Raw genomic sequence first — 20,060 nt, 5'->3', positions numbered from 1 at the left:
AACAACCGCCAGCAAAATACGATAAACCGCAAACGGCACGAGTTTGATCTTGTTGATCAGCTTCAGGAAGAAGCGAATCGAAATCAGCGCGAACACGAATGCACTGATGAAGCCGGCGATAAAGAATGGCAGAGCACTCATCGTAAAATACTCCAGGTTTTTCAACAACGACAGAAAGCTGGCTCCGAACATAATCGGCACGGCCATAATGAACGTAAAGTCCGCAGCTGCACGGTGGCTCATACCGAGCATAACCCCACCGGAAATCGTTGAACCCGAGCGGGAGAAGCCTGGCCAGAGCGACAAGCACTGAATCAAGCCAACACTGAAAGCCTGCTTGTATGTTATCTGGTCAACCGTGACAACGCGAGGCTCCTTTTTGCTGAACTTGTCCGCAATGATCATGAAGATTGCACCGATGACAAGGCCAATCACTACCGTTTCAATAGAGAACAGGTGCTCATCGATATAATCCTCGAACAGGAGACCAAGCACACCGGCTGGAATCAATCCGACAATGACCTGAGTCAGCTTCAAGCGACCAGTTCCGGCAGGAGCGTTCTGATCCGGATTTTTGCGTTTAATATGCAAAAGATCGAGGAAGCGGTCCTTGAACACGACAAGCACGGCGAGAATAGATCCCAGCTGAATAACGACTTTAAACGTATTAGCTACATATTTGGTCAAGAATTGTTCAGACTGCAGCCACATATCGTCAACAATGATCATATGGCCTGTAGAGGATACAGGAGCGAATTCGGTCAAGCCCTCTACCATACCGAGAATAATGGCTTTAATAAATAAAATAAAATCCATAAACGCGAATCTCTCCCTTATTACAATAGATTAGTGCCAATTTAGACCTAAGCGGATTTTCTCCGCTTCCGGATGAAGAGCACAACAAATACAACGGCTGCAACGGCAATAATGGCATAGGCTATATTAGAGTATACATCCATAAAGGCCAGTATGTCTTCCCATGACTCGCCGAGAATGGCACCCAGAACGACGAGCAGTACATTCCAGATGAGCGTCCCGAGCGTCGTGAACAACAAGAACATGCCGAATTTCATGTTAGACATTCCGGCAGGAATGGAGATCAAGCTGCGGATCAGTGGAATCATTCGGCAGAAGAACACTGTCCAGTATCCGTACTTGTCAAACCACGAATCTGCTTTATGGATATCCTCTTTTTTTACCCGTAAAATATGGCCCCAGCGATCAATGATTTTCTCCAGTCTTTCCACATCAAGCAGCAGACCGATACCATATAGTATAACAGCCCCCACGACAGAACCGATAGTAGCTGACAGAATAACACCAGGAACTGTAAGATCTGTATAGGTTGTCATGAAACCGCCAAAAGTCAATACCACTTCGGATGGAATAGGAGGAAAGACATTCTCCAGTGCGATCATCAGCAGGATTCCGATGTAACCGAACTGTTCCATAAAATGTGTAATCCAATTTTCCAAGTACGTACACCTCTTTCAAATGATTAAAATTCAAGCATATTCATTCACGAACAATCCCGGTTCCAGCGATATTATATAAGCGCCTTTTTAAGCTTTCTCAGGTACTGGCTTCGAATGAACAGAAAATACAGAACCTGAGCAATAAGGAAACCGACAAGCACAATGCCCATCTCGGCGGCAATCGACAGGAAGAAGTAGCTCTGCAGGGCAATGAAAGCAAAGATGCTGTGAAGAATCGCCGTACCAATGGGTACAAAAAATAATAGAGCCAGCTGTCCTGTTACAATACGGCTGAACTCACGATCCGTCAATCCCATTCGGGAGATGGTGGCGTAGAAGCGGAAATCATAATCTAAATCCGCATACAACCGGAAATAAAGAAAGCTTCCTGCGGCGAAAAAGAACACCGTTCCTACTAATAAGGCAGCAAACAGCATCATGCTGTATAAGCTGCTTCTTAACGCAAACAGGGTTCCGCTAACCGTAAGGGCATAAGGTTTGTCCATCTCATAACGGACGGCTCCTCTGGTTGATATGTGGGAGGCAATGCCTTCGGTCTCTTGAAAATCCTCCACATAAAAGCCTGTATAATGATCCGTTCTCTCGGGTGATGCGATTTGATTGAAGCGAGCGTCGCTAACGACAAGTCCGCCGAACAGAGAATCTTCATCCAGCTCCGGAAGTAAGTATTCCGGAATGGCTACATAGCGGGTATATCCGATTTCAGAAATCTCGGCTTCCAGGCCCTGGAGTGTATAGGCGGCTTGTGCGCGTTCCCGTATATGAGTCCGGTTATTCTGTGAATTGACGAGCACGAGCGCATGGTTTCCGGTTATGGGCTCCTCTTCAAAAGGAAAGCCGGCCATGACCGCAGCCTTCCGGTAATCCGAGAAGGACAGCAGCGGCAGCTGCTCCGGCGGATCTTTGACTGTAGAAGACTCAACGCTAACATATTTAACCGGGATTGACAGGGATTCAAACGGAATGGATCTTTCCTTCAGTTCCTGCCTAATCTCGTGTAAGTGCTGCGCCTCCAGTAGATCGCCTGCTTTTGCCATATAACCAATGGCGGCGGGATAATCCTCGTTAAACTGTTTGGTCAGCACAGGGATTGAAGCAAATACGCCGACGGAACAGAAAGAAACGGCAAGGACGGTCGTCACCATGAATAACATCTGGGCATTGTCTTTTAACCGGAAGTCCAGACTCGAGAGCGAGATCAGACGGGTCCGTCTCCAGGTGAACAGCCTGCTTCGTTTCATCAGTCTTATGATAAAAATGCTAAGCTGTGTATACAGCAGGTAAGTGCCGATTATGGTCATCAGCGTTACGGGAACCATGCGATACATTAGGGTAGCCGACGTCGTTGTTGCCGCGAGTGTATAACTGACCAACAAAAGCACGGCAGCAAGCAGTGACAGCAGCGGCGACACTTTTGCTTCAGGCTTCGGTTTCAAACCGGACTGAAACAGCTCAATCAATGTATTTGGACGAAGCATCAGTGATGTAAACAGCGAGATCAGAACGAACAGCAGCAAATAACCGCCCACGGTTAGCCCAATCGCTTGAATTGACAAGTGAAAGGGCAGTGGGGGAATGCCGAGAAAGGCAGCCCCTGCCATGAGAAACAGCTTACCCGTAATGATCCCCGAACCAATTCCGGTCAGGATCGAGCCTGTGCCGATAATCATATTTTCAAGAAAAACCATTCTATTGAACTGCCCCTGCGTCATTCCGTGCATAAACAGAACACCGAATTCCCGTTTCCGTGTTTTCAAAAAAGAGCTCACCGAATACAGCACGAAAAAGAACGAGAAAATGTACATGATCAGCTCTGCACCAACCATGGCCTGAAGCACCACGGGGTAAAACATTTCATCTTTGATTTGCGGGTTAAAGATAAACAGCGCACACACAAAAAAAATCATGACCGAGAAGGAGCTGCTCAGAAAGTAAGCGGCATAGGTGCGCTTATTCCTGATCACGTTTCTAAAAACGAATTGCTGAAAGTTCATGGCTTCCTCCCCCGAGCAGGGCAAGCATGTCGATGATCTTCTGGAAAAAAGCCTGACGGTTGTCACCACAATAGATCTCGTTGTACAGCTGGCCGTCTTTAATGAACAAGACCCGGTCACAATAGCTGGCAGCCACAGGATCATGCGTTACCATGAGCACCGTGGCGGAAGCATCTTTACTCATGCCGGATAATGCTTGCAAGACCTCCTTGGAGGCTGTGGAATCCAGATTTCCTGTCGGCTCATCGGCAAGAATAAGGGAAGGCTGCTGAATCAGTGCCCGTGCAATCGCCGTCCTCTGCATTTGGCCCCCGGAAATTTCGTAGGTGCGTTTATTTAAAATGGACCGGATTCCGAGCTTATCAGCGATATCACTCAGCTTTCTGTCCATTTCACGCAAGGACTCTCCATCCAGGGTTAGCGGTAGAACGATATTCTCTTCAACCGTGAGTGTGTCAAGCAGATTGAAGTGCTGAAACACAAAACCCAGCTCACGCCGGCGAAACAGCGCAGCTTCCTTGCGATCCAGAAGATGCGGATTGCGCCCGTTAATGCTTACCTCGCCGGAGGTTGGCTGATCGATGGTTGCAATCAGGTTGAGCAGGGTCGTTTTTCCACTGCCGGATGGCCCCATAATGCCCACAAATTCACCCTGCTCGGCGGAAAAATGAATATGGTTCAGCGCCTGATGTGCTACCCGGCCTTCGTAAATTTTGGATAGATGCTTGACATTCAGGATGGCCATCCTTTTTTCACACTCCTCGCCTTGTAGTTTTATTGTAGATTGTGCACGAAGCTGCTGCTATGTTGATAGCTTACAGTTACCTTACAACTCTGTAAGGTTCACGAGCAGTGAAATATAATGCGGACGGTCGTTCCCTCACCAACTGTAGATTCAATGGACAGGTCATGGCCGAGCTTGCTGCATATCTGCTTCACCAAATACAGGCCCATCCCGGTCGATTCTTGATAGCGTCTACCATTCTCGCCAGTGAAGTAAGGATCGAATACACGCGGCAGATCACTTGCCGGGATACCGATTCCTTCATCGCGAATTTCCAGTACAACCTCCTGGCCCTGGCGGTACCCCTTGAAATAGAGTTTCCCCCGCTCCGATGCGGTATAACGGACTGCATTCGTAATAAGCTGGGATAATACGAAGGATAGCCATTTTTCATCTGAGGTAACCGATATAGAGGGCTCTACTTCTATCGAAGGAAAGATTCTGCGACGGATAAAGAGGCGTTTCTGTTCGGATGCGGCTGAGCGTACGATGGCTTCCAGCTGCAGTGTTTCCACATAGAAATCACGCTCAAATGTATCAAGACGGGCGGTGTGAAGCACGAGATCAAGCCCTTTCTTCAGTCGGTCTAATTCGTCTCCGATCGCGGTAGAGTCAGGGTCGTCCTTCTTCTGCAGGATCAGATGGATAACAGATATCGGGGTTTTCATTTGATGAGCCCATTGATTGATGAACTGAAGATGAGACTCGATCTTATGTTTATAGTTTTGCAGATCAGTGGTGTAGCTGCGAAACTGGCTCCGCAGCACCTGCTGCAAGGCCTCGGCTAACGGGGTCTGGGAAGGCACACCCGAGAATTCTCCCTGGAACGGTTCGGGAGACGCATGAGGCTGCTCCAGCCGGGTATAGAACGACCGGTTGGCGGTATAACGGAAGACAAGGTAACCGAGAAGCAGGCAGCCGCTAATCAGGCATGCGTAAATGCTAACCTCCATATTCCGAAACCCGTCCAGCCAATAAATAAGTGTAACGATGAGAAGCTGGGCTATGTATACGAAGATCAAAGGACGCTGTTCACGCAAAAATAGTTTCATGTCTCATCTCTCCAATTCGGACTAAGGCGATAGCCGCGCCCCCGGATCGTCTGTACACTCTCCTCGATACCGAGCTGAGCGAGCTTTTTACGTACACGTGTAACGTATACGTTAAGCGTATTGTCATCAACAAAAGCTTGATCGTCCCATATCTTCTCAAGCAGTCGGTCCCGGCTGACAACTTGTCCGGATCTCTGCATAAGTTCATCCAGAATTTTGGCCTCGGTGTGGCTAAGATCTGTCCGGGCATCACCAAGAGAGAGAGAAAGCCGGTCCACATCCAGCGTAAGACCACCAACGGTCAGCGTGCGTTCATTATTGGAAGCAGCGTAGGAGCCGTAAGCCCGCCGGAGCTGGCTCTTGATTTTGGCCATCGCGATTTCGTAATCAAATGGCTTGGTAATATAATCGTCAGCACCGTTCTCGAGCGCCATAACCTGATCCATTTTGCCGTCGCGGGCAGAGATGAACACAATAGGGCAGGTAGAAATGCTGCGGAACTGGCGGCACCAATAGTAGCCGTCATATTTAGGAAGATTGACGTCGAGCAGGACGAGCTGCGGATCATACTGTTCGAATTGACTGCGTACAGTCTCGAAGTCGTCCACGGACTGCGTGGTGTAGCCAAATTTATGAAGATGTTCTTTAAGCAGGCTGACCAGATGCTGGTCATCTTCTACGATAAATATTTTGAACATATCGAAAATCCCCTTTTTCAGGCATGAACGTACATATATGACTGTAATTGTACCAAATTGTCGATCCCAAAGGAAAAAAACGAATACCTTTAGGGAGACATTCAAGCGTATGCAGGCGCAGGATTTTATAGTTTTTGTTCTACTAGCTAGTATGGTTATAAGCTATTCAAATTAATGATTGAGCTTTATATGGGGCAATTCGCCCGTGATTAAAAGCGGCTTAGTTGTTTTAAAGTATCATGTAACGAATTGAACAACCTAGATGGGAGGATTAAATGATGAAGGAGCAATATTCTCAGCTATTCAAAGAATTGGAATTGAAGAATAACATGAAGATCAAGAATCGAATTGTGATGGCACCGATGACGAATTACGCCTCGAATGAGGACGGTACGGTGTCTGATATGGAGATTAATTATTATACACGCAGATCAGGCGGCGTAGGCATAGTCGTTACTGCATGCACATATGTTACCGCGAACGGCAAGGGGTTTCCAGGCGAGTTCGCCGGGGACTCTGATGAGATGATCCCGGGTTTGCGCCGTCTAGCGGAGGCTATTCAAGGTCAGGGGGCAAAAGCCGTTCTGCAAATATTCCATGGAGGCCGATCCTGTCCGCCGGAACTTGTACATGGCGATGTTGTCAGTGCAAGTGCAGTAGCATCTGCAGAGCAGCCGGATGTCCTTCCCCGCAGTCTGTCTGACTCTGAAATTGAGGATATTATCCGTGATTTCGGTGAAACAACCCGAAGAGCGATTGAAGCCGGATATGACGGCGTTGAAATACATGGTGCTAATGGCTACCTCATTCAGCAGTTCTTCTCTCCGCATTCCAATACTCGCGAAGATCGCTGGGGAGGAAGTGTGGATAAACGAATGGCTTTCCCGCTCGCCGTGGTAAATGAAGTGAAGCGGGTAGCAGCAGAGCATGCGAAAGCTCCTTTTATGATTGGTTATCGTTTTTCACCGGAGGAAGCAACAACTCCTGGTATTACGATGGATGACACCTTGAAGCTGGTTGATACACTGGCAGATCAAGGTCTTGATTATTTACACGTATCCCTGATGGATTACAGATCTAAGCCAAGGGAAGGTGCAGATAACAGTAAGACTCGTTTGGAGTGGATTGTAGATGCCGTCCAAGGCAGAGTGCCTGTTATTGGCGTTGGTAGTGTTCATACACCGGATGAAGCTGTGGAGGTGCTTCAGACAGGCGCTGAACTTGTAGCTCTTGGCCGCGAGCTGATCATGGAGCCGGATTGGGTCTCCAAGGTAGCAGATGGCCGAGAATCGGAGATCAAGACCACGCTCAGTAAGCAGGATCAGGAGCTGCTGGTTATCCCGGATCTGCTGTGGCATTATATCATGGAGCGGACGGGATGGTTCCCTGTCGATGCCTAAAAAAACATCATAAACACAAATACACTCCTTTTATAAATGTTGGAATGACCAGGGTTTGGTCTCTCCAATGAATTTAAGGGGTGTATTTTTTTGTGAACAATCGATAAAGGAAGCTGACAAGCCTACGATACTATGATATTAATGGAAGATAATAGAAATAGAATAGGGTGGTCATTATGCAGCATACATTATTGATTGTAGAGGATGAACATCAGCTTCGCAGCATTACCGCAGATTATTTGCGTAATGAGGGTTACCGGGTACTTGAAGCAGCGAATGGGGAAGAAGCTCTGGCTTTATCTATTCAGGATAAGGTCTCGTTATATATATTGGACTGGATGCTGCCGGGAATGGACGGCAAGACATTATGCAGAAGAATCAGAGAGGAATCACCTGCTCCGATCCTGTTCCTGACCGCAAAATCAGAAGAGCTGGACAAATTGACTGTGCTGGAGCTCGGAGCCGATGATTATATGACCAAGCCGTTTTCGATCCGCGAGCTGGCGGTTCGGGTAAAGGTGCATATTCGCAGAGCGTATGAGATGAAGGAGCATTCTTCGGGCTTAACGTCTGGGTCAGCGGGAAACTCGGCAGTCGAGCGCGGTCGACTGCTGCTTGACCCGGAAAAGCATCAAGTATACATAGAGGGGGTTTCGGTTGAGCTAACCTCAACCGAGTTTAAACTCCTGTCTGCTCTGTCTCGCGTTCCCGGAAGAGTGTACAGCCGAATTCAGCTGCTGGAGCAGGCCATGGGGACAGCTTATGCAGGATATGAGAGGACGATAGATACGCATATCCGAAATATAAGAAAGAAGATCGAGCGGAATGCGGATCAGCCGGAGATGATTCTGACGGTATTTGGTGTGGGGTACAAATTTGAGGTTGTTGTATGAGTATGAACAAGAAATTAGCGATATTATTCAGCATATTGCAGATGATAACTGGAATCGGATTCATAAGTCTGTATATATGGAGCTCCGAACAAAATGTCTTCTCTGCGGTTTTATGGAGCGATTTCAAGCTATGGCTGGCCGTGATGCTTCTTATTTTGGGAGTTATTGGGGTATATGCAGCTGCTTCATATATTGGGACTCCGATCAGAAAAGATATGAAAAGAATATTGGATAACCTACCTCCGGGGGTGGAAGCTAATAACAAGGAGGAGGATAAAGACGAATGGCAGCAGCTTATGCAGTATACCAAGGTTCTGATTTATAAGATTAAGGAGGAATCGAATACCAAGGAGAGAATTCTGGCCGATGCCGTCCATGAAATGAGAACACCTTTATCTGTTATTCGCGGACAGGTGGAGAGCATTTTGGAAGGGAGTATCGATTGTAAACCGGAACAATTACTGCCTTTAATTGATGAGACATCCCGGCTCAGCAGGTTGATTCATGACTTGAGAGAGCTAAGTCTTGCTGAATCAGGAAAGCTCAGAATGAACTATGAGTGGGTGGAATTCTCTGAGCTGATAGATCTTGTCTGGGAGCGCTTTGAGGCTGAGGCAGCAGAGAGAGAAATTCAGTGTGAGATAAAGACAGCGAGCGGGCAGGTACTATGCGACAAGCAGCGGATGGAACAGGTGCTCATTAACTTGATAGGCAATGCAGTGAGTTATACGCCCGATTTCGGCTCTATCGAAATCGAAGCCCGGATTCATCAATATGTGATCACTGTAGTTGTACGGAACTCAGGCCAAGGGATTTCTCTGGAGCATCTCCCCTATGTATTCCAGCGGTTTTACCGGGCCGATGCTTCAAGACAGCGTTCCAAAGGTGGTATGGGACTGGGGCTGGCTATAGCGAAGCATTATGTGGAGGCTCATGAAGGCAGCATATCGGTGGACAGCAATCCGGGTAAAGGAGCGGTTTTTCAGTTTACAGTTCCGTTATTCCCCCAATCTTGATAACTTCTTAACAACTTCTTGAATCGTCCTTGATAGGTGATTGCTACAATCAAGAGCAAAAGAAGCGGGGGAGAGGAGAATACAGATGAATCATAAAGAAGATGAGCTGCTTCATTGCAGCGATGTGAAGAAAAATTTTGGCCGGGGTGAAGGTCGTACTGAAGCGCTTCGGGGTGTAAGTTTAAGCCTGCTCCAAGGTGAAATGACAGCCATCATGGGACCGTCGGGCTGCGGTAAATCAACACTGCTGCACTGTTTATCGGGAATGGATACCCTCACATCCGGAGAGATATGGTTTAAGGGACAAGCTCTACACCAAATGAAAGAGAAGCAGAAGGACATACTTCGGGGAACGTCAATGGGTTTTGTATTTCAGAACTACAATCTCATTCCTGTACTGACAGCGGTGGAGAATGTGGAGCTGCCATTGTTAAGCCAGGGGGAATCCCCTTCTGAATCGCGCAAAAAAGCGATGGAGGCACTTGGGAAAGTGGGTCTCTATGAACGGCGGTTTCATAAGCCTGCGCATATGTCAGGAGGGCAGCAGCAGCGGGTGGCTATAGCGAGAGCTTTGGTACACAATCCTCAGATCATATGGGCGGACGAGCCGACAGGCGCACTGGACCGTGAGACTACGGATAAGGTATTGCAATTGATCCAGCATCTGAATCATGAAGAAGGTACTACGTTCGTTATTGTAACGCATGATCCTCATATCGCATCGATAACATCACGAATCATCTATATGGATAGCGGAAAAGTCATCCACGAGAAACGAAACGATGGCGGGGGGATCTAAACGATGCTGTACGTCATAGCTGCCATTGGGCTCCTTATCATGATTCAACAAATAGGTTATATGAGAGAACATCCCCATCTTAGACGAATGTCTTTTCGAAATATCTGGTCACAGCGAAAGAGAAGTGTATACGCCCTGATCGGAGGGATCATGAGCACGGCTCTGATCGCAGCCGCCCTTCAGTTTCAGTTCTCTATGGAGCGAAGCGCAGATGATTATATGAAGGAGAGATTCGGTCCCATTAACGCTGAGATTTCTGCCGAGCGGAACCAGGTATCCGGCTTTACAGAGAAAGACCTTGAACGACTTTCAGGAGACATAGAAGAGGCCAAATTCTACGAAGGCTATATTTCTACAATTATGGGTGAGGTTACGGTGTATAAGCAGAATGATAGCGGGCACCCACTTCGAATACAGCCAAAAACCATGCTATATGCATTTCCTGATTGGGGAATTAAGGCGGCTTCCGAGGATAAGTCTATTCAAACATATATAAAGCAGGCATCTGAGCTCTCACCTCTTCAAGGAGAGATATGGCTGGATTCGCGAACGGCAGAGAAGCTTGATGCAGCTCCTGGTCAAGATGTCATGCTTTCAGCCCGTGGAAGAGAAACGACGCTAAAGGTCGCCAAGGTCGTGGAGGCGAAAGGGCTGCTTGCTTACCCAGGCGAGGAGAAGACAGTGGCGTCTGTCGTCATCCATGACGAAACGGCCGCCCAAGTGTTAAACATTCCTGATGGAACAGTCAACCGGGTACTGCTTCTTCCAAATACGGATTATACAAGCATAAACAATTACTCAGCCTACTTCATTAATGATGATTGGAACATTCGGTATACGGCAATGTCCGCCATGGATCGCTTACAGGGCGCGACAAAGCTGCTGCCGATTTTTACGATTTCCAGTTTAACCTCGATCTTCATCGGGATGCTATTTATTATCAATTTATTTCAGATGATGACCGAGGAAAGGCGGCAGGAGATCGGTATTCTGCGGGCGATTGGCATGAATTCGTCCCAGGTTCGCGGCTTGCTGCTGCTTGAAGGTTTTTGGTATGCGTTGATTTCAGGATTGCTTGGCCTGGTCGTCGGCGTGCTGTTAGCAAATATATTGGTATCTCAGATTGGCCCTGTCTTAAGTCAGGTTATGATGAGTGAAGAGGGGCTTTCGGTACACTTTGAACCGCATCCTGATCTTCTTCGTCTACTGGCTGCATTTTGCCTGGGAATGATTCTAATTATGATTAGTATCCTGCAGGTGAGCGGAAAACCGTTAAAAATAAGCATTGTAGAGTCGCTAATCCCGGCATTAGCGGAGAAACATCACACTGTAAGGCAGCATAAAGCCATCAGGTGGATCTCAGGCGGGGCAGTGTTTGCAGTCATGATCGGAACGATAATTTATACAGCAACGGACGATTTTTTGAAAAGCATCAGCTTTCCGGCCGTCGACCCGTTTGGCATCATAATGGTATGTTTTTTCATCCTGGGCCTTGCCGCGGTCTCAGCCGTACTGCTGCTCCCGCTAATTCTGAATACGCTGTATGCCATCCTTGCGCCGCTCGGCAAATGGAGAGGCGTACTGAAAATATCTTTACGTTATCCGCTGTATTATAAGCGAAGAACCGTTTTGCACCTGCTGATGTTTTCCTGTGTTTTATTTCTGACTTGTTTTTCTGCAGTATTCGGCTTAATGGTGGACAACCGATTCGGACTAGTGAACCCAAGAGAAGCGACTGGAGGTTTTGATCGATATGCAGTGACTTCCGAGGTCATTACTCATGAAATGTTAAGTGAGAAACGGGAATCGTCTGCTAAAGATATCTTGGAAGGGATGCAGTATGTCATCGTACCGACGAAGGAGCTGCCGTTTGGGTATAAACAAAGTGTCTACGGGATTTCGGAAGATTATGGAAAAATGCAGAATATGACGTTGAAACAGAGGGCGCTGGGAATTGAAAATGATCTGGAGGCATGGAATACGGTCGTTTCAGACCCGGAATGGATTATTGTTAGTGACAGTTTCCTCAGAACGATCGGTCTGAGCCATCTTTCAGCGGGGGATATGCTCATACCAGATGCGGAGAGATTGCGTTATAGTCCAGGCGAGGAGAACAGTAAACCATTTGAAATACGTAAAAGGATTGCAGCTATAACCGAAGTGCATCCAAACGCGGTAAACAATCTTACTGCCCAAGGGATCTGGATGTCTTCTGAGGCTTTTGCTGAGGAGTATGCAGATCAATCCGTTTCAAGTTTGCTTCTTTTTAAGGAAGCGGAGAGCGGGGGAACGAAGGCTGACTGGGAACCGCTCAAGAGTGAATTGAGCGCTATGAATATATATCCGCTGATTGATCCTCAAGAGCTCGGCGAGCAGGGGAGTGGTTATCTGCGTGTATTCTTCGGATTGTTCGAAGGCTTTAATGCACTAGCTGTGTTTATCGGGACTACAGGACTTCTGATTATCATGCTGCGTTCTTTTGCCGAGCGGAGACAGCAGTTCGGTATGCTGCGCGCGATTGGGATGACAGGAGCCCAGATTCGTCATGGATTCACATTAGAAGGTATGGTTATTGCAGTTCTGGGTATTACGATTGGAGCTATAATGGGTGCCTATAGCGGTTATTTGATGAGTCAGGCGTTCTTACAGGATGGAATTGAGGAGTTGAAGAGGGGAACTGTGGAGCTTCCTTGGAATAAGTTCCTGCTCTATTATGTAGGAGCCACACTGTTGACGCTGTTCAGCACGTCGATGCCTGCCCGGAAAGCCCAACAATTGTCACCGGCAGAGGCATTTCGTTATATGGAATAAACAATGTGCCGCAGTACTTGAACTTACATGTATCATAAAAAGGACTGTCCCAGAGCGGGAGTGCACCCCATGGTTGGTTAGACACCATATCCATGGAGAGCATGCCCACTAATTAGGACAGTCCTTTATCATTTATGTGAAAGGAATCAAAACGCGAAAGGCAGAGCCTTCTCCAGGCTTGCTCTCTACCTCAATCGTACCTCCATGAGCCGCTACAATCGACTGGGTGATCGCAAGACCAAGCCCGGAGCCTCCATATTTACGGCTGCGAGAGGTATCGCTTCGGTAAAACCGCTCGAACAGATGAGGCAGATGCTCTTCCGGTATGCCGGATCCGTTATCACTTACTGTAAGGACAACATGCTGGCTGCTGGTACTTAAGCTTAAACTAATTTCAATGTTACCTTTTCGAGCATCCGTGTGCTGAACGGCATTATGGAACAGGTTCAGTACCACTTGCTTGAATTTGTCCGGATCACATACGCAGTGAATGCCCTTCTCCAGATGAAAGCTGACCTGACGCTCTCCTGCCATCATTTCCAGATGAGGCTGCATTTCCTTTATAAGCAGTTCCATTTGAGTATCCTGAAGCTGGAGCTCAGGCGCGCGGTCCAGCTTGGCGAGAAGCAGCAGATCTTCAATCAGCTTCTTCATTCGGTTTGACTCTCCGTGCATACTGCGTAAAGCTGCTTCCAGCTGTTCCGGCTGATTCGCCGCTCCCCGGAGCAGTACTTCCAGAAATCCGTGAATAGAGGTCAGAGGGGTTCGCAGCTCATGGGATGCATCTGCGATAAAGCGGCGCATCTGCTCCTTCGATTCCCGTTCAGCCTGGAATGAATGGTCCAGGCGTTCGAGCATACCGTTAAACGACTCCGCCAGACGGTCGATTTCCTGCTGCCCTTGATTAACCGGGAAATGGCAGGTGAGATTACCGGCATCCGTGCGCTTTACCGCCTCCACCATTTGATTGAGCGGCTGCAGTGTCCTTCTTAGGATCGGCAAATAGAGCAGAAGTCCTCCAGCCATAGCAAGTAAAGCGAGTATAGTGAAAGTTACAAGCTGGCCAGTTATCACATGCTGAAGCGGCTGGATGTTCTTTCCCATCTGCAGGAGGCCGGACGAATGATTTGGACTGCCGGCCGGAAGGAATACGAGCAATTGCTTCGAACCTTCTTGGCCTTTTACAACTTGGTATTCAGGCGGCCTCCGTTCCTTCATGCTCTTAAGAATAGATTGATACTGATCTGCCGACAGCTGGGGTGAACTGTAACCTCCATTCATCTGCAGATCGTTAAAGCTTCCGTCGGCTTCGATAAAGGCCAGCGAAGTATCCGGCATGAAGAATACCGGTCTTCGTCCGGTTTGCCCTGCATTCTCCTGCTTACCGCTGTTAATATGCCCAGGGCGATTCTGATCCGGCAGCTTTCCTGAATCATCCCAGAGCTCTCTTGGTACCGAACGCAGCTCCGTAATCATGGCATCTGCCTGGCTGCGGTACATTACATTTTTCATCCATACATACTGCAGGAGTCCGATAAGAACGAGAAGGATCGCAAGAACGAGAAGAGATCTTGATAACAGCTGGACACGTAATGATCCGGGCCTGCGAAACCAGGCTGTTTTAGCATTGTTCATCACAAGTCAACCCGATAGCCCGCGCCCCGCAGGGTACGAATAATGACATGATCCTTATCTCCCAGCTTCTCGCGCAAAGAGCGGATATATACCTCCACGATATTATCCTCCCCGCCAAAATCATAATCCCAGACGATGTTCAAAATCTTGCTTTTGCTCAAGACAGTGCCATGTTTGGTAACCAGCAGCTTCAGCAGCTCATACTCAGTGGGGGATAGCACAAGGGCATGTCCCATGTACGAAATCTCTTTCTTGCGGTCATCTATTCGAAACGGTCCCAAGGTAACCTCGCCGAAAAGATATGAGAACTGATTGCGCAGCCGTGCTTGAATCCGGGCGAGCAGTTCCTCGAAACTGAACGGCTTGATCATATAATCGTCAGCTCCGGTTGTCAGACCCCGTACGCGATCAGTCACCTCATCTTTAGCTGTAAGCATAATAATCGCCGCTTCATTACCATTCTGTTTTAACTGCCGGCATACCTCAATTCCATCCATCCCCGGCATCATAATGTCGAGTATGATGACATGCGGCTTGAATTGCTCAGCGATTTGAATTGCACTTGTTCCATCCATAGCCGTTTTAACCGTAAAACCTTCACTACGAAGACCCAGCTCTAAAAATTGCAAAATATTCGGTTCATCATCTACAAGTAATATTTTTATGCCTTCCATATGATTCATCGCTCTTCCTCCATAAGGCTATATCCCAGCATCTTTTATCTGCTAATTTTAATAATACAACGAAATGCTGAAATTCTCCTGAACACGATATGGATGAAAAATTTGAATGCTGCTGACCCGTTTTTATATCGGTTATTCCTTGTTTATTTCATCCAATTAATTAGAAATATGTTCAAAAGTGTATTTACAATTATTATCATTTAATTCCAATATTATATTAAATTAGCGACTAAAGTCCTAGATAATGGAGGAAATTGGAGGGGGATTTGTGAAAATAGGTGCATGCCGTCCCGGTTTTGGCCTGTCTATAATGGGGGACAGGAAAACGGGGCTTGGTCTTCGGTATTCCTGAGTTATACGACATCAAGGGGGAACTTTAATATGCATAAGAATTGGAAGAAGATCATGGCGGGAGCACTGTTGTCTGGCGCGATCATAGGTTCATATACATTAGGGCCAGTAACACATGCAGCTGCCGCATCCACCACACAGGCAACTGTCCAACAAGGACAAGCTACAGGAAATGTAAACATGAGAAGTTTACCTTCAACTTCAGGTAAAATTGTGGCTAAGATCAAAAAGGGAGAAAAGGTTCAGATCATTGCTAAGAGCAGTAGCAAGTGGTACCAAGTGAAGACAAGCGCTGGGAAGCAGGGGTACGCTTCTTCGAAATATATCAAGGTTCTTAGCAGCTCCAACCAAGGCAGCGGCGGAAGTTCTTCTAACGGCAATGAGAACTCGAATACGAGCAGCTCTGCAGTGATTGAAAAGGTAATCCAGACCGGAATGAAATATTTGGGCACACCTTATGAATATGGCTCGGACCGCAACACGACAACAACATTTGACTGCTCCGACTTTGTCCGTCAAGCATACCTGGAGGGCGCAGGCATTAAGCTGCCAAGCAATTCCCGTACACAAGGAGCATGGATTAAAGAGAAGGGCACAGATGTCAGCAAGCTTAGCGAACTGAAGCGCGGCGATTTGGTCTTCTTCATGAGTTACAAGGGATCTTCGTCCTCCGACTATGCCGGAGTGGACAAGTCCAAGGAACGTATTACACATGTAGCGATCTACCTTGGAGACAATAAGCTTCTGCATACGTACTCGCAAAAATCCGGCGGTGTATTAGTCGGCGATTTCAGCAGCTCCTGGAAGAACCGCTTCCTCTTTGGCGGAAGTGTACTATAAAAGAATAATCGGATTCATAACTTGCGGATGTACAGGTTGAAGAACCTTGCATCCGCGTTTTCATATTTGCATTTAAGAGTGAATTTCCGTATCGTGTAACATAATCGGATGGACACAAGAATGAGAGAATGAACAGGAGTGACAGCTATGAACGGGCAGAACCGCTCCGATATCAAACCGGGGCTTGAAGTAGAGATTGTGCTGAAGCAGGACCAGCGGACCGGAAAGCTGACAAGGGGAATTGTGAAGGACATATTAACGAATTCTCCGCATCATCCGCATGGCATTAAAGTTCGTCTTCAAGACGGTCAGGTAGGACGTGTCAAAATTATTCACAGCACTTAGGAAGTTCGGATATCATGGATCAAAATTAAGAATCGAACGTCCTGCCTCCGTGAAATGCACCTCTTAGAATAAACATTGGAAACCCTGGGTATATCCGATGTAATTCTAGGGGGTGCATTTTTTATGCCAGGCTAAGGGAACTTAGAGGACTATTCTACAACGGAGAAGGCGGAATGCCGCATTCGTAGTGATGCTGCAGGAGGAAGGAATCTGATTCGATGTTTAACCATTCCTTAAAATGGTTGAACCTAATATAACAATACTAGATAGTGTTTCTTCTGATGAATGTAATTATGAATGTAACGAAGTATGTTTAAAGGGGAGGGGGGTGAAAGATTGATGTCTTATACCTATACAATAGAGGAGTTATCCCGGATGTCCGGTCTCAGCGTGGAGATGCTGCAATACTACAATCAGTCCGGTCTTCTCAGTCCGAGTGATAAGGACGATCATGGCATTTTCCTTTACGGGCAACGCCAGCTGCTGGATTTGCAGCAAATTATGCTATTACGTGAACAGCTGGTGCCCTTGAGTGAAATCAAGGTCATGATGGATGAGAAGAAGCAAAATCATACAGAAGCTCTTTTGCTTCATAAGGAGCGGCTGATCGAGAAGCAGCGCCGCATCCAGTCGCTTGTGAATACAATCGACAACACTATTAATTATGTAGAGCAGCATGAAACGCCGGTAGCAGCTCAGCGTCTATATGAAGGCTTTGATCTGGCTCTGCAGGATGAATATGCAGGCGTAAAGGATGCCACACAGCAGCAATGGACAAAAGAGGACTATTTAGACACCCAAAGGGAAGCGGATCAAATCTATCTGGATTTGTGTAATGCATTGGAGAGCGGTAAGGATCCCGGCAGTCCTTCTGTGCAAAAAACGATTCATCGGCATTATGAATGGGTCAGCCGCTTTTATACCCCTACCAAAGAAATTTACGCCGGTCTGGGGGATATTTATGTGGAGCATGAAGATTTTAGACAGCTCTATGCCGGGTACCATCCGCAATTGGCAGAATATTTACGTGAAGGCATGAAAATCTATGCGGAAGAGCAGATTTGACTCTCTTTGAAAATTATAATTGTCCTTCTAATATATGAACAAATTGCTCAAGAAATTGACGCTCTTCCTGATCAAAACGGTTCTTTAACGGACTGTCGATATCCAGTACACCATACAGCTGTCCGTCCTTCAATAAGGGCACAACAATTTCGCTATTTGAGGCGGCATCACAGGCAATATGGCCAGGGAACTCATGTACATCTTTAACAACCAGAGTCTGAAGCTCAGCTGCGGAAGTTCCGCATACACCCCGATTCAATGGAATGCGGATACAAGCCGGGAGGCCTTGAAACGGGCCGAGCACAAGCTCATTTCCGTCATAAAGGTAGAAGCCGACCCAATTGATATCCTTCATAAAATGATTGAGCAGAGAAGATGCATTTGCAAGATTGGCTATGGCATTTGGCTCATCATGGATAAGCGCTTTTAGTTGATTAAGTACCTGGGAGAATTGCTCGCTGCGGGTTCCCTCATAAGTGATATTATGAAACATCTGCGCTTCACCTCTTTAATGTAAATATGTTTGTTAATTTATTAAAGATAGTACATGCCCTGGGAGACGTCAAGCCTCCGGGGCCTTTCTTTCCCACTCCGACTAACTGGAACAATGATTCCAAAGCTAGCTGCTTGGGTAAATAGATATTGATACCAGGCCGCTGCCTGAAGAGGGGAGAGATCGGAATGCGCGCAGACATACAAAACTTGTTTATTGGCATCCATATGCTCTATCACGCCCATGAGCGGGATCTGAAAATCAGCGAAATGCAGGCTGAGCTGGAACGTCATGGGTATAAGGTTGCTGACCGTGAGGTCAAGCAAGAGCTGGAGCGGTTAACGGAGGAGAATTTTTTAACGTCACATGGTGATGGATATAGTATTACAGGTGCAGGCATTGAAGAATTTAAAGAAATTCAAAAAAAGCTCAAGGCGCTTAGTAAAGAAGTACTGAAGCCCGTGCCTCGTAGGAAAGTGGACACGTCAGCCTGAAGAAATATGTAAAATGACTATGGACAAGAGTCCAAAACCAATAATAGCCCCGAAGAGTCTTTCATCTCTCTTTGAGGGCTATTTCTTATGCGCTATATGGTTTCAAGGGAGTTATCCTGGAAAAATTCAATTCGGGTTGGTTCAATGAAGGCATTCATCTTGATCGGCGCGCCAATGTATTCATGCAGAAATGAGCGGGTCGCTTCACGGTATTGTTCGGTACCGACATGATAAGCGTTGGCGTGAATAGCTCCTTCGATGAGCACAAGTTTTTTGGGGCCCGGCTTAGCCTCATACATTTCTTTGCTCATTCGGGTTGGGACATAGGTGTCGTTCGTTCCGTGGATGAACATGACCGGCAGATGACTTTCCCTTACGGCACGAATGGGGCTTACCTGTTCGAAGCTGAATCCGCACTTTTTACGTATACGGTTATTGACCCAGCCGAAAAAAGGGACCGAAGGAATTTTGTTCAGCTTCGTTATTTGATGTTTCATCAAATCCGCCAGATCAGAATAAGGGCAGTCGGCAATAACAAGCTTGACTTGCGGAGCAGCAATGGAGAGGTACTCCAGAACAGTTCCACCGCCGAGGGATTGGCCGTGAAGACCGATTTCGGTATCATCCCCGTAATGTTCTACAATCCAATTCACCCATGTCTGAATATCGTATTTCTCATAATAGCCATACGTTGTATAGCGTCCTTCGCTGCGACCATGGCGACGTTGATCGATAAGCAGAATATTATATCCTTCTTCTGTAAACATATCGATGAACTGAGTGGAGACAGCTCTGGAGCCTGTATAGCCGTGGACAATGATGATCCATCGTTTGGAATCAGGATAAGTTTCAACTGCAGCGCCACTCAGCTTTAGTCCATCCATGCTTGTGAGCTCAATTTCCTTTTTGGACAATGCTTCATACCGCTCGTGACTGTATAACCCGAGGCCTTCCAATATGGAAAACAGACTGAGGTCATTCTTGACCCTCATTTGTGTGATCTGCAGGTATCCGAACTGGGTAATACCCGCTGCGAGAATGGCCAACACTAACACCGAAATGAACACAATATACATCAAGAATGCTCCTCCTTTTCCTTGTGTTCAGTCAGCGGGGTGGAGGGGTCCCATATTGACGGGAACATGCCGCGTGGCTCAATATAGAAGCAACTGCCCCGTTGACTTATCAGTAATTTGTATATCCGTTTTATT

General features: G+C 47.1%; 19 protein-coding genes. 9 read left to right on the top strand and 10 right to left on the bottom strand.

The window, feature by feature from the left end; all coding sequences use genetic code 11:
* The 6 genes from BN1234_RS21300 to BN1234_RS21275 form a co-directional block, all read right to left on the bottom strand.
* Window positions 1-816: undecaprenyl-diphosphate phosphatase (locus tag BN1234_RS21300; RefSeq protein ID WP_054958648.1), on the bottom strand; the 816-nt coding region annotated here is incomplete at its 3' end.
* Between the two features lie 47 nt (window positions 817-863).
* Complete coding sequence (locus BN1234_RS21295; protein ID WP_054958647.1) at window positions 864-1,475, bottom strand: DedA family protein; 612 nt, start codon at window positions 1,473-1,475, stop codon at window positions 864-866.
* A 71-nt stretch (window positions 1,476-1,546) separates the two neighbouring features.
* The gene (locus BN1234_RS21290) at window positions 1,547-3,490 is read right to left on the bottom strand and encodes an FtsX-like permease family protein (RefSeq protein ID WP_054958646.1); all 1,944 of its coding nucleotides are present in this window, start codon (window positions 3,488-3,490) and stop codon (window positions 1,547-1,549) included.
* On the bottom strand, window positions 3,465-4,235 hold the full coding sequence (locus tag BN1234_RS21285; protein ID WP_054958645.1) for an ABC transporter ATP-binding protein: 771 nt from the start codon (window positions 4,233-4,235) through the stop codon (window positions 3,465-3,467). The genes BN1234_RS21290 and BN1234_RS21285 overlap by 26 nt, the downstream gene beginning before the upstream one ends.
* A gap of 98 nt (window positions 4,236-4,333) precedes the next feature.
* A complete protein-coding gene (locus BN1234_RS21280; RefSeq protein ID WP_054958644.1) occupies window positions 4,334-5,326 on the bottom strand; it encodes a HAMP domain-containing histidine kinase in 993 nt (330 codons plus the stop codon).
* Window positions 5,323-6,024 (bottom strand): response regulator transcription factor, encoded by a 702-nt coding sequence (locus BN1234_RS21275; RefSeq protein ID WP_054958643.1) that lies wholly within the window; start codon window positions 6,022-6,024, stop codon window positions 5,323-5,325. The genes BN1234_RS21280 and BN1234_RS21275 overlap by 4 nt, the downstream gene beginning before the upstream one ends.
* Window positions 6,025-6,302: 278 nt before the next feature.
* Here BN1234_RS21275 and BN1234_RS21270 point away from each other — a divergent pair, with 278 nt between their 5' ends.
* The 5 genes from BN1234_RS21270 (at window position 6,303) to BN1234_RS21250 (ending at window position 12,943) form a co-directional block, all read left to right on the top strand.
* On the top strand, window positions 6,303-7,424 hold the full coding sequence (locus BN1234_RS21270) for an NADH-dependent flavin oxidoreductase (RefSeq protein ID WP_054958642.1): 1,122 nt from the start codon (window positions 6,303-6,305) through the stop codon (window positions 7,422-7,424).
* Window positions 7,425-7,600: 176 nt separating this feature from the next.
* Entirely contained in the window at window positions 7,601-8,317 is a 717-nt protein-coding gene (locus BN1234_RS21265; protein WP_054958641.1) for a response regulator transcription factor, read from the top strand.
* A 2-nt stretch (window positions 8,318-8,319) separates the two neighbouring features.
* Window positions 8,320-9,333, top strand: a complete 1,014-nt coding sequence (locus tag BN1234_RS21260; protein WP_170308100.1) for a sensor histidine kinase — start codon at window positions 8,320-8,322, stop codon at window positions 9,331-9,333.
* Window positions 9,334-9,418: 85 nt separating this feature from the next.
* Window positions 9,419-10,132: an ABC transporter ATP-binding protein gene (locus tag BN1234_RS21255; protein ID WP_054958639.1), complete on the top strand. Its 714-nt coding sequence runs from the start codon at window positions 9,419-9,421 to the stop codon at window positions 10,130-10,132.
* 3 nt (window positions 10,133-10,135) lie between these two features.
* Complete coding sequence (locus BN1234_RS21250) at window positions 10,136-12,943, top strand: ABC transporter permease (protein ID WP_054958638.1); 2,808 nt, start codon at window positions 10,136-10,138, stop codon at window positions 12,941-12,943.
* A gap of 132 nt (window positions 12,944-13,075) precedes the next feature.
* Here BN1234_RS21250 and BN1234_RS21245 read toward each other — a convergent pair whose 3' ends face one another.
* Together BN1234_RS21245 and BN1234_RS21240 are read right to left on the bottom strand one after the other, a co-directional pair.
* On the bottom strand, window positions 13,076-14,578 hold the full coding sequence (locus tag BN1234_RS21245; RefSeq protein ID WP_054958637.1) for a HAMP domain-containing sensor histidine kinase: 1,503 nt from the start codon (window positions 14,576-14,578) through the stop codon (window positions 13,076-13,078).
* Window positions 14,578-15,261: a response regulator transcription factor gene (locus BN1234_RS21240; protein ID WP_054958636.1), complete on the bottom strand. Its 684-nt coding sequence runs from the start codon at window positions 15,259-15,261 to the stop codon at window positions 14,578-14,580. Before BN1234_RS21240 ends, BN1234_RS21245 begins: the two co-directional genes overlap by 1 nt.
* Before the next feature lie 381 nt (window positions 15,262-15,642).
* On the opposite strand from BN1234_RS21240, the gene BN1234_RS21235 reads away from it, so the two are divergent.
* The 3 genes from BN1234_RS21235 to BN1234_RS21225 all read left to right on the top strand — a co-directional run bounded on the left by BN1234_RS21235 (window position 15,643) and on the right by BN1234_RS21225 (window position 17,862).
* Entirely contained in the window at window positions 15,643-16,452 is an 810-nt protein-coding gene (locus tag BN1234_RS21235) for a C40 family peptidase (RefSeq protein ID WP_054958635.1), read from the top strand.
* Between the two features lie 147 nt (window positions 16,453-16,599).
* Window positions 16,600-16,797 (top strand): YwbE family protein, encoded by a 198-nt coding sequence (locus BN1234_RS21230; protein ID WP_054958634.1) that lies wholly within the window; start codon window positions 16,600-16,602, stop codon window positions 16,795-16,797.
* Window positions 16,798-17,136: 339 nt separating this feature from the next.
* Window positions 17,137-17,862: a MerR family transcriptional regulator gene (locus BN1234_RS21225; RefSeq protein WP_054958633.1), complete on the top strand. Its 726-nt coding sequence runs from the start codon at window positions 17,137-17,139 to the stop codon at window positions 17,860-17,862.
* Between the two features lie 13 nt (window positions 17,863-17,875).
* Here the strand turns inward: BN1234_RS21225 and msrC are convergent, their stop codons facing one another.
* Window positions 17,876-18,355: a free L-methionine (R)-S-oxide reductase MsrC gene (gene msrC / locus BN1234_RS21220; protein WP_054958632.1), complete on the bottom strand. Its 480-nt coding sequence runs from the start codon at window positions 18,353-18,355 to the stop codon at window positions 17,876-17,878.
* A 188-nt stretch (window positions 18,356-18,543) separates the two neighbouring features.
* Here msrC and BN1234_RS21215 point away from each other — a divergent pair, with 188 nt between their 5' ends.
* Window positions 18,544-18,849 carry a hypothetical protein gene (locus BN1234_RS21215; protein WP_054958631.1) on the top strand — a complete coding sequence of 102 codons (306 nt, stop codon included), beginning with the start codon at window positions 18,544-18,546 and terminating at the stop codon, window positions 18,847-18,849.
* Between the two features lie 92 nt (window positions 18,850-18,941).
* Here BN1234_RS21215 and BN1234_RS21210 read toward each other — a convergent pair whose 3' ends face one another.
* Window positions 18,942-19,925 (bottom strand): alpha/beta hydrolase, encoded by a 984-nt coding sequence (locus BN1234_RS21210; protein ID WP_054958630.1) that lies wholly within the window; start codon window positions 19,923-19,925, stop codon window positions 18,942-18,944.
* Between the last annotated feature and the right edge of the window lie 135 nt (window positions 19,926-20,060).

Source organism: Paenibacillus dakarensis (genome assembly GCF_001373415.1).
GTDB classification, from domain to species: Bacteria; Bacillota; Bacilli; order Paenibacillales; family Paenibacillaceae; genus Paenibacillus_AQ; species Paenibacillus_AQ dakarensis.
Note: the sequence above shows the minus strand (reverse complement) of the source record. Positions and strands in the feature narration are given on the sequence as shown.

Excerpts from the sequence above, each read along its gene's own strand:
- BN1234_RS21275 (WP_054958643.1), bottom strand. The coding sequence starts at position 6,024 with ATGTTCAAAATATTTATCGTAGAAGATGACCAGCATCTGGTCAGCCTG.
- BN1234_RS21285 (WP_054958645.1), bottom strand. The coding sequence starts at position 4,235 with ATGGCCATCCTGAATGTCAAGCATCTATCCAAAATTTACGAAGGCCGG.
- BN1234_RS21215 (WP_054958631.1), top strand. The coding sequence starts at position 18,544 with ATGCGCGCAGACATACAAAACTTGTTTATTGGCATCCATATGCTCTAT.
- BN1234_RS21290 (WP_054958646.1), bottom strand. The coding sequence starts at position 3,490 with ATGAACTTTCAGCAATTCGTTTTTAGAAACGTGATCAGGAATAAGCGC.
- BN1234_RS21265 (WP_054958641.1), top strand. The coding sequence starts at position 7,601 with ATGCAGCATACATTATTGATTGTAGAGGATGAACATCAGCTTCGCAGC.
- BN1234_RS21260 (WP_170308100.1), top strand. The coding sequence starts at position 8,320 with ATGAACAAGAAATTAGCGATATTATTCAGCATATTGCAGATGATAACT.
- BN1234_RS21225 (WP_054958633.1), top strand. The coding sequence starts at position 17,137 with ATGTCTTATACCTATACAATAGAGGAGTTATCCCGGATGTCCGGTCTC.
- BN1234_RS21280 (WP_054958644.1), bottom strand. The coding sequence starts at position 5,326 with ATGAAACTATTTTTGCGTGAACAGCGTCCTTTGATCTTCGTATACATA.
- BN1234_RS21255 (WP_054958639.1), top strand. The coding sequence starts at position 9,419 with ATGAATCATAAAGAAGATGAGCTGCTTCATTGCAGCGATGTGAAGAAA.
- BN1234_RS21250 (WP_054958638.1), top strand. The coding sequence starts at position 10,136 with ATGCTGTACGTCATAGCTGCCATTGGGCTCCTTATCATGATTCAACAA.
- BN1234_RS21210 (WP_054958630.1), bottom strand. The coding sequence starts at position 19,925 with ATGTATATTGTGTTCATTTCGGTGTTAGTGTTGGCCATTCTCGCAGCG.
- BN1234_RS21245 (WP_054958637.1), bottom strand. The coding sequence starts at position 14,578 with ATGAACAATGCTAAAACAGCCTGGTTTCGCAGGCCCGGATCATTACGT.
- BN1234_RS21240 (WP_054958636.1), bottom strand. The coding sequence starts at position 15,261 with ATGAATCATATGGAAGGCATAAAAATATTACTTGTAGATGATGAACCG.
- BN1234_RS21230 (WP_054958634.1), top strand. The coding sequence starts at position 16,600 with ATGAACGGGCAGAACCGCTCCGATATCAAACCGGGGCTTGAAGTAGAG.
- BN1234_RS21235 (WP_054958635.1), top strand. The coding sequence starts at position 15,643 with ATGCATAAGAATTGGAAGAAGATCATGGCGGGAGCACTGTTGTCTGGC.
- msrC (WP_054958632.1), bottom strand. The coding sequence starts at position 18,355 with ATGTTTCATAATATCACTTATGAGGGAACCCGCAGCGAGCAATTCTCC.
- BN1234_RS21270 (WP_054958642.1), top strand. The coding sequence starts at position 6,303 with ATGAAGGAGCAATATTCTCAGCTATTCAAAGAATTGGAATTGAAGAAT.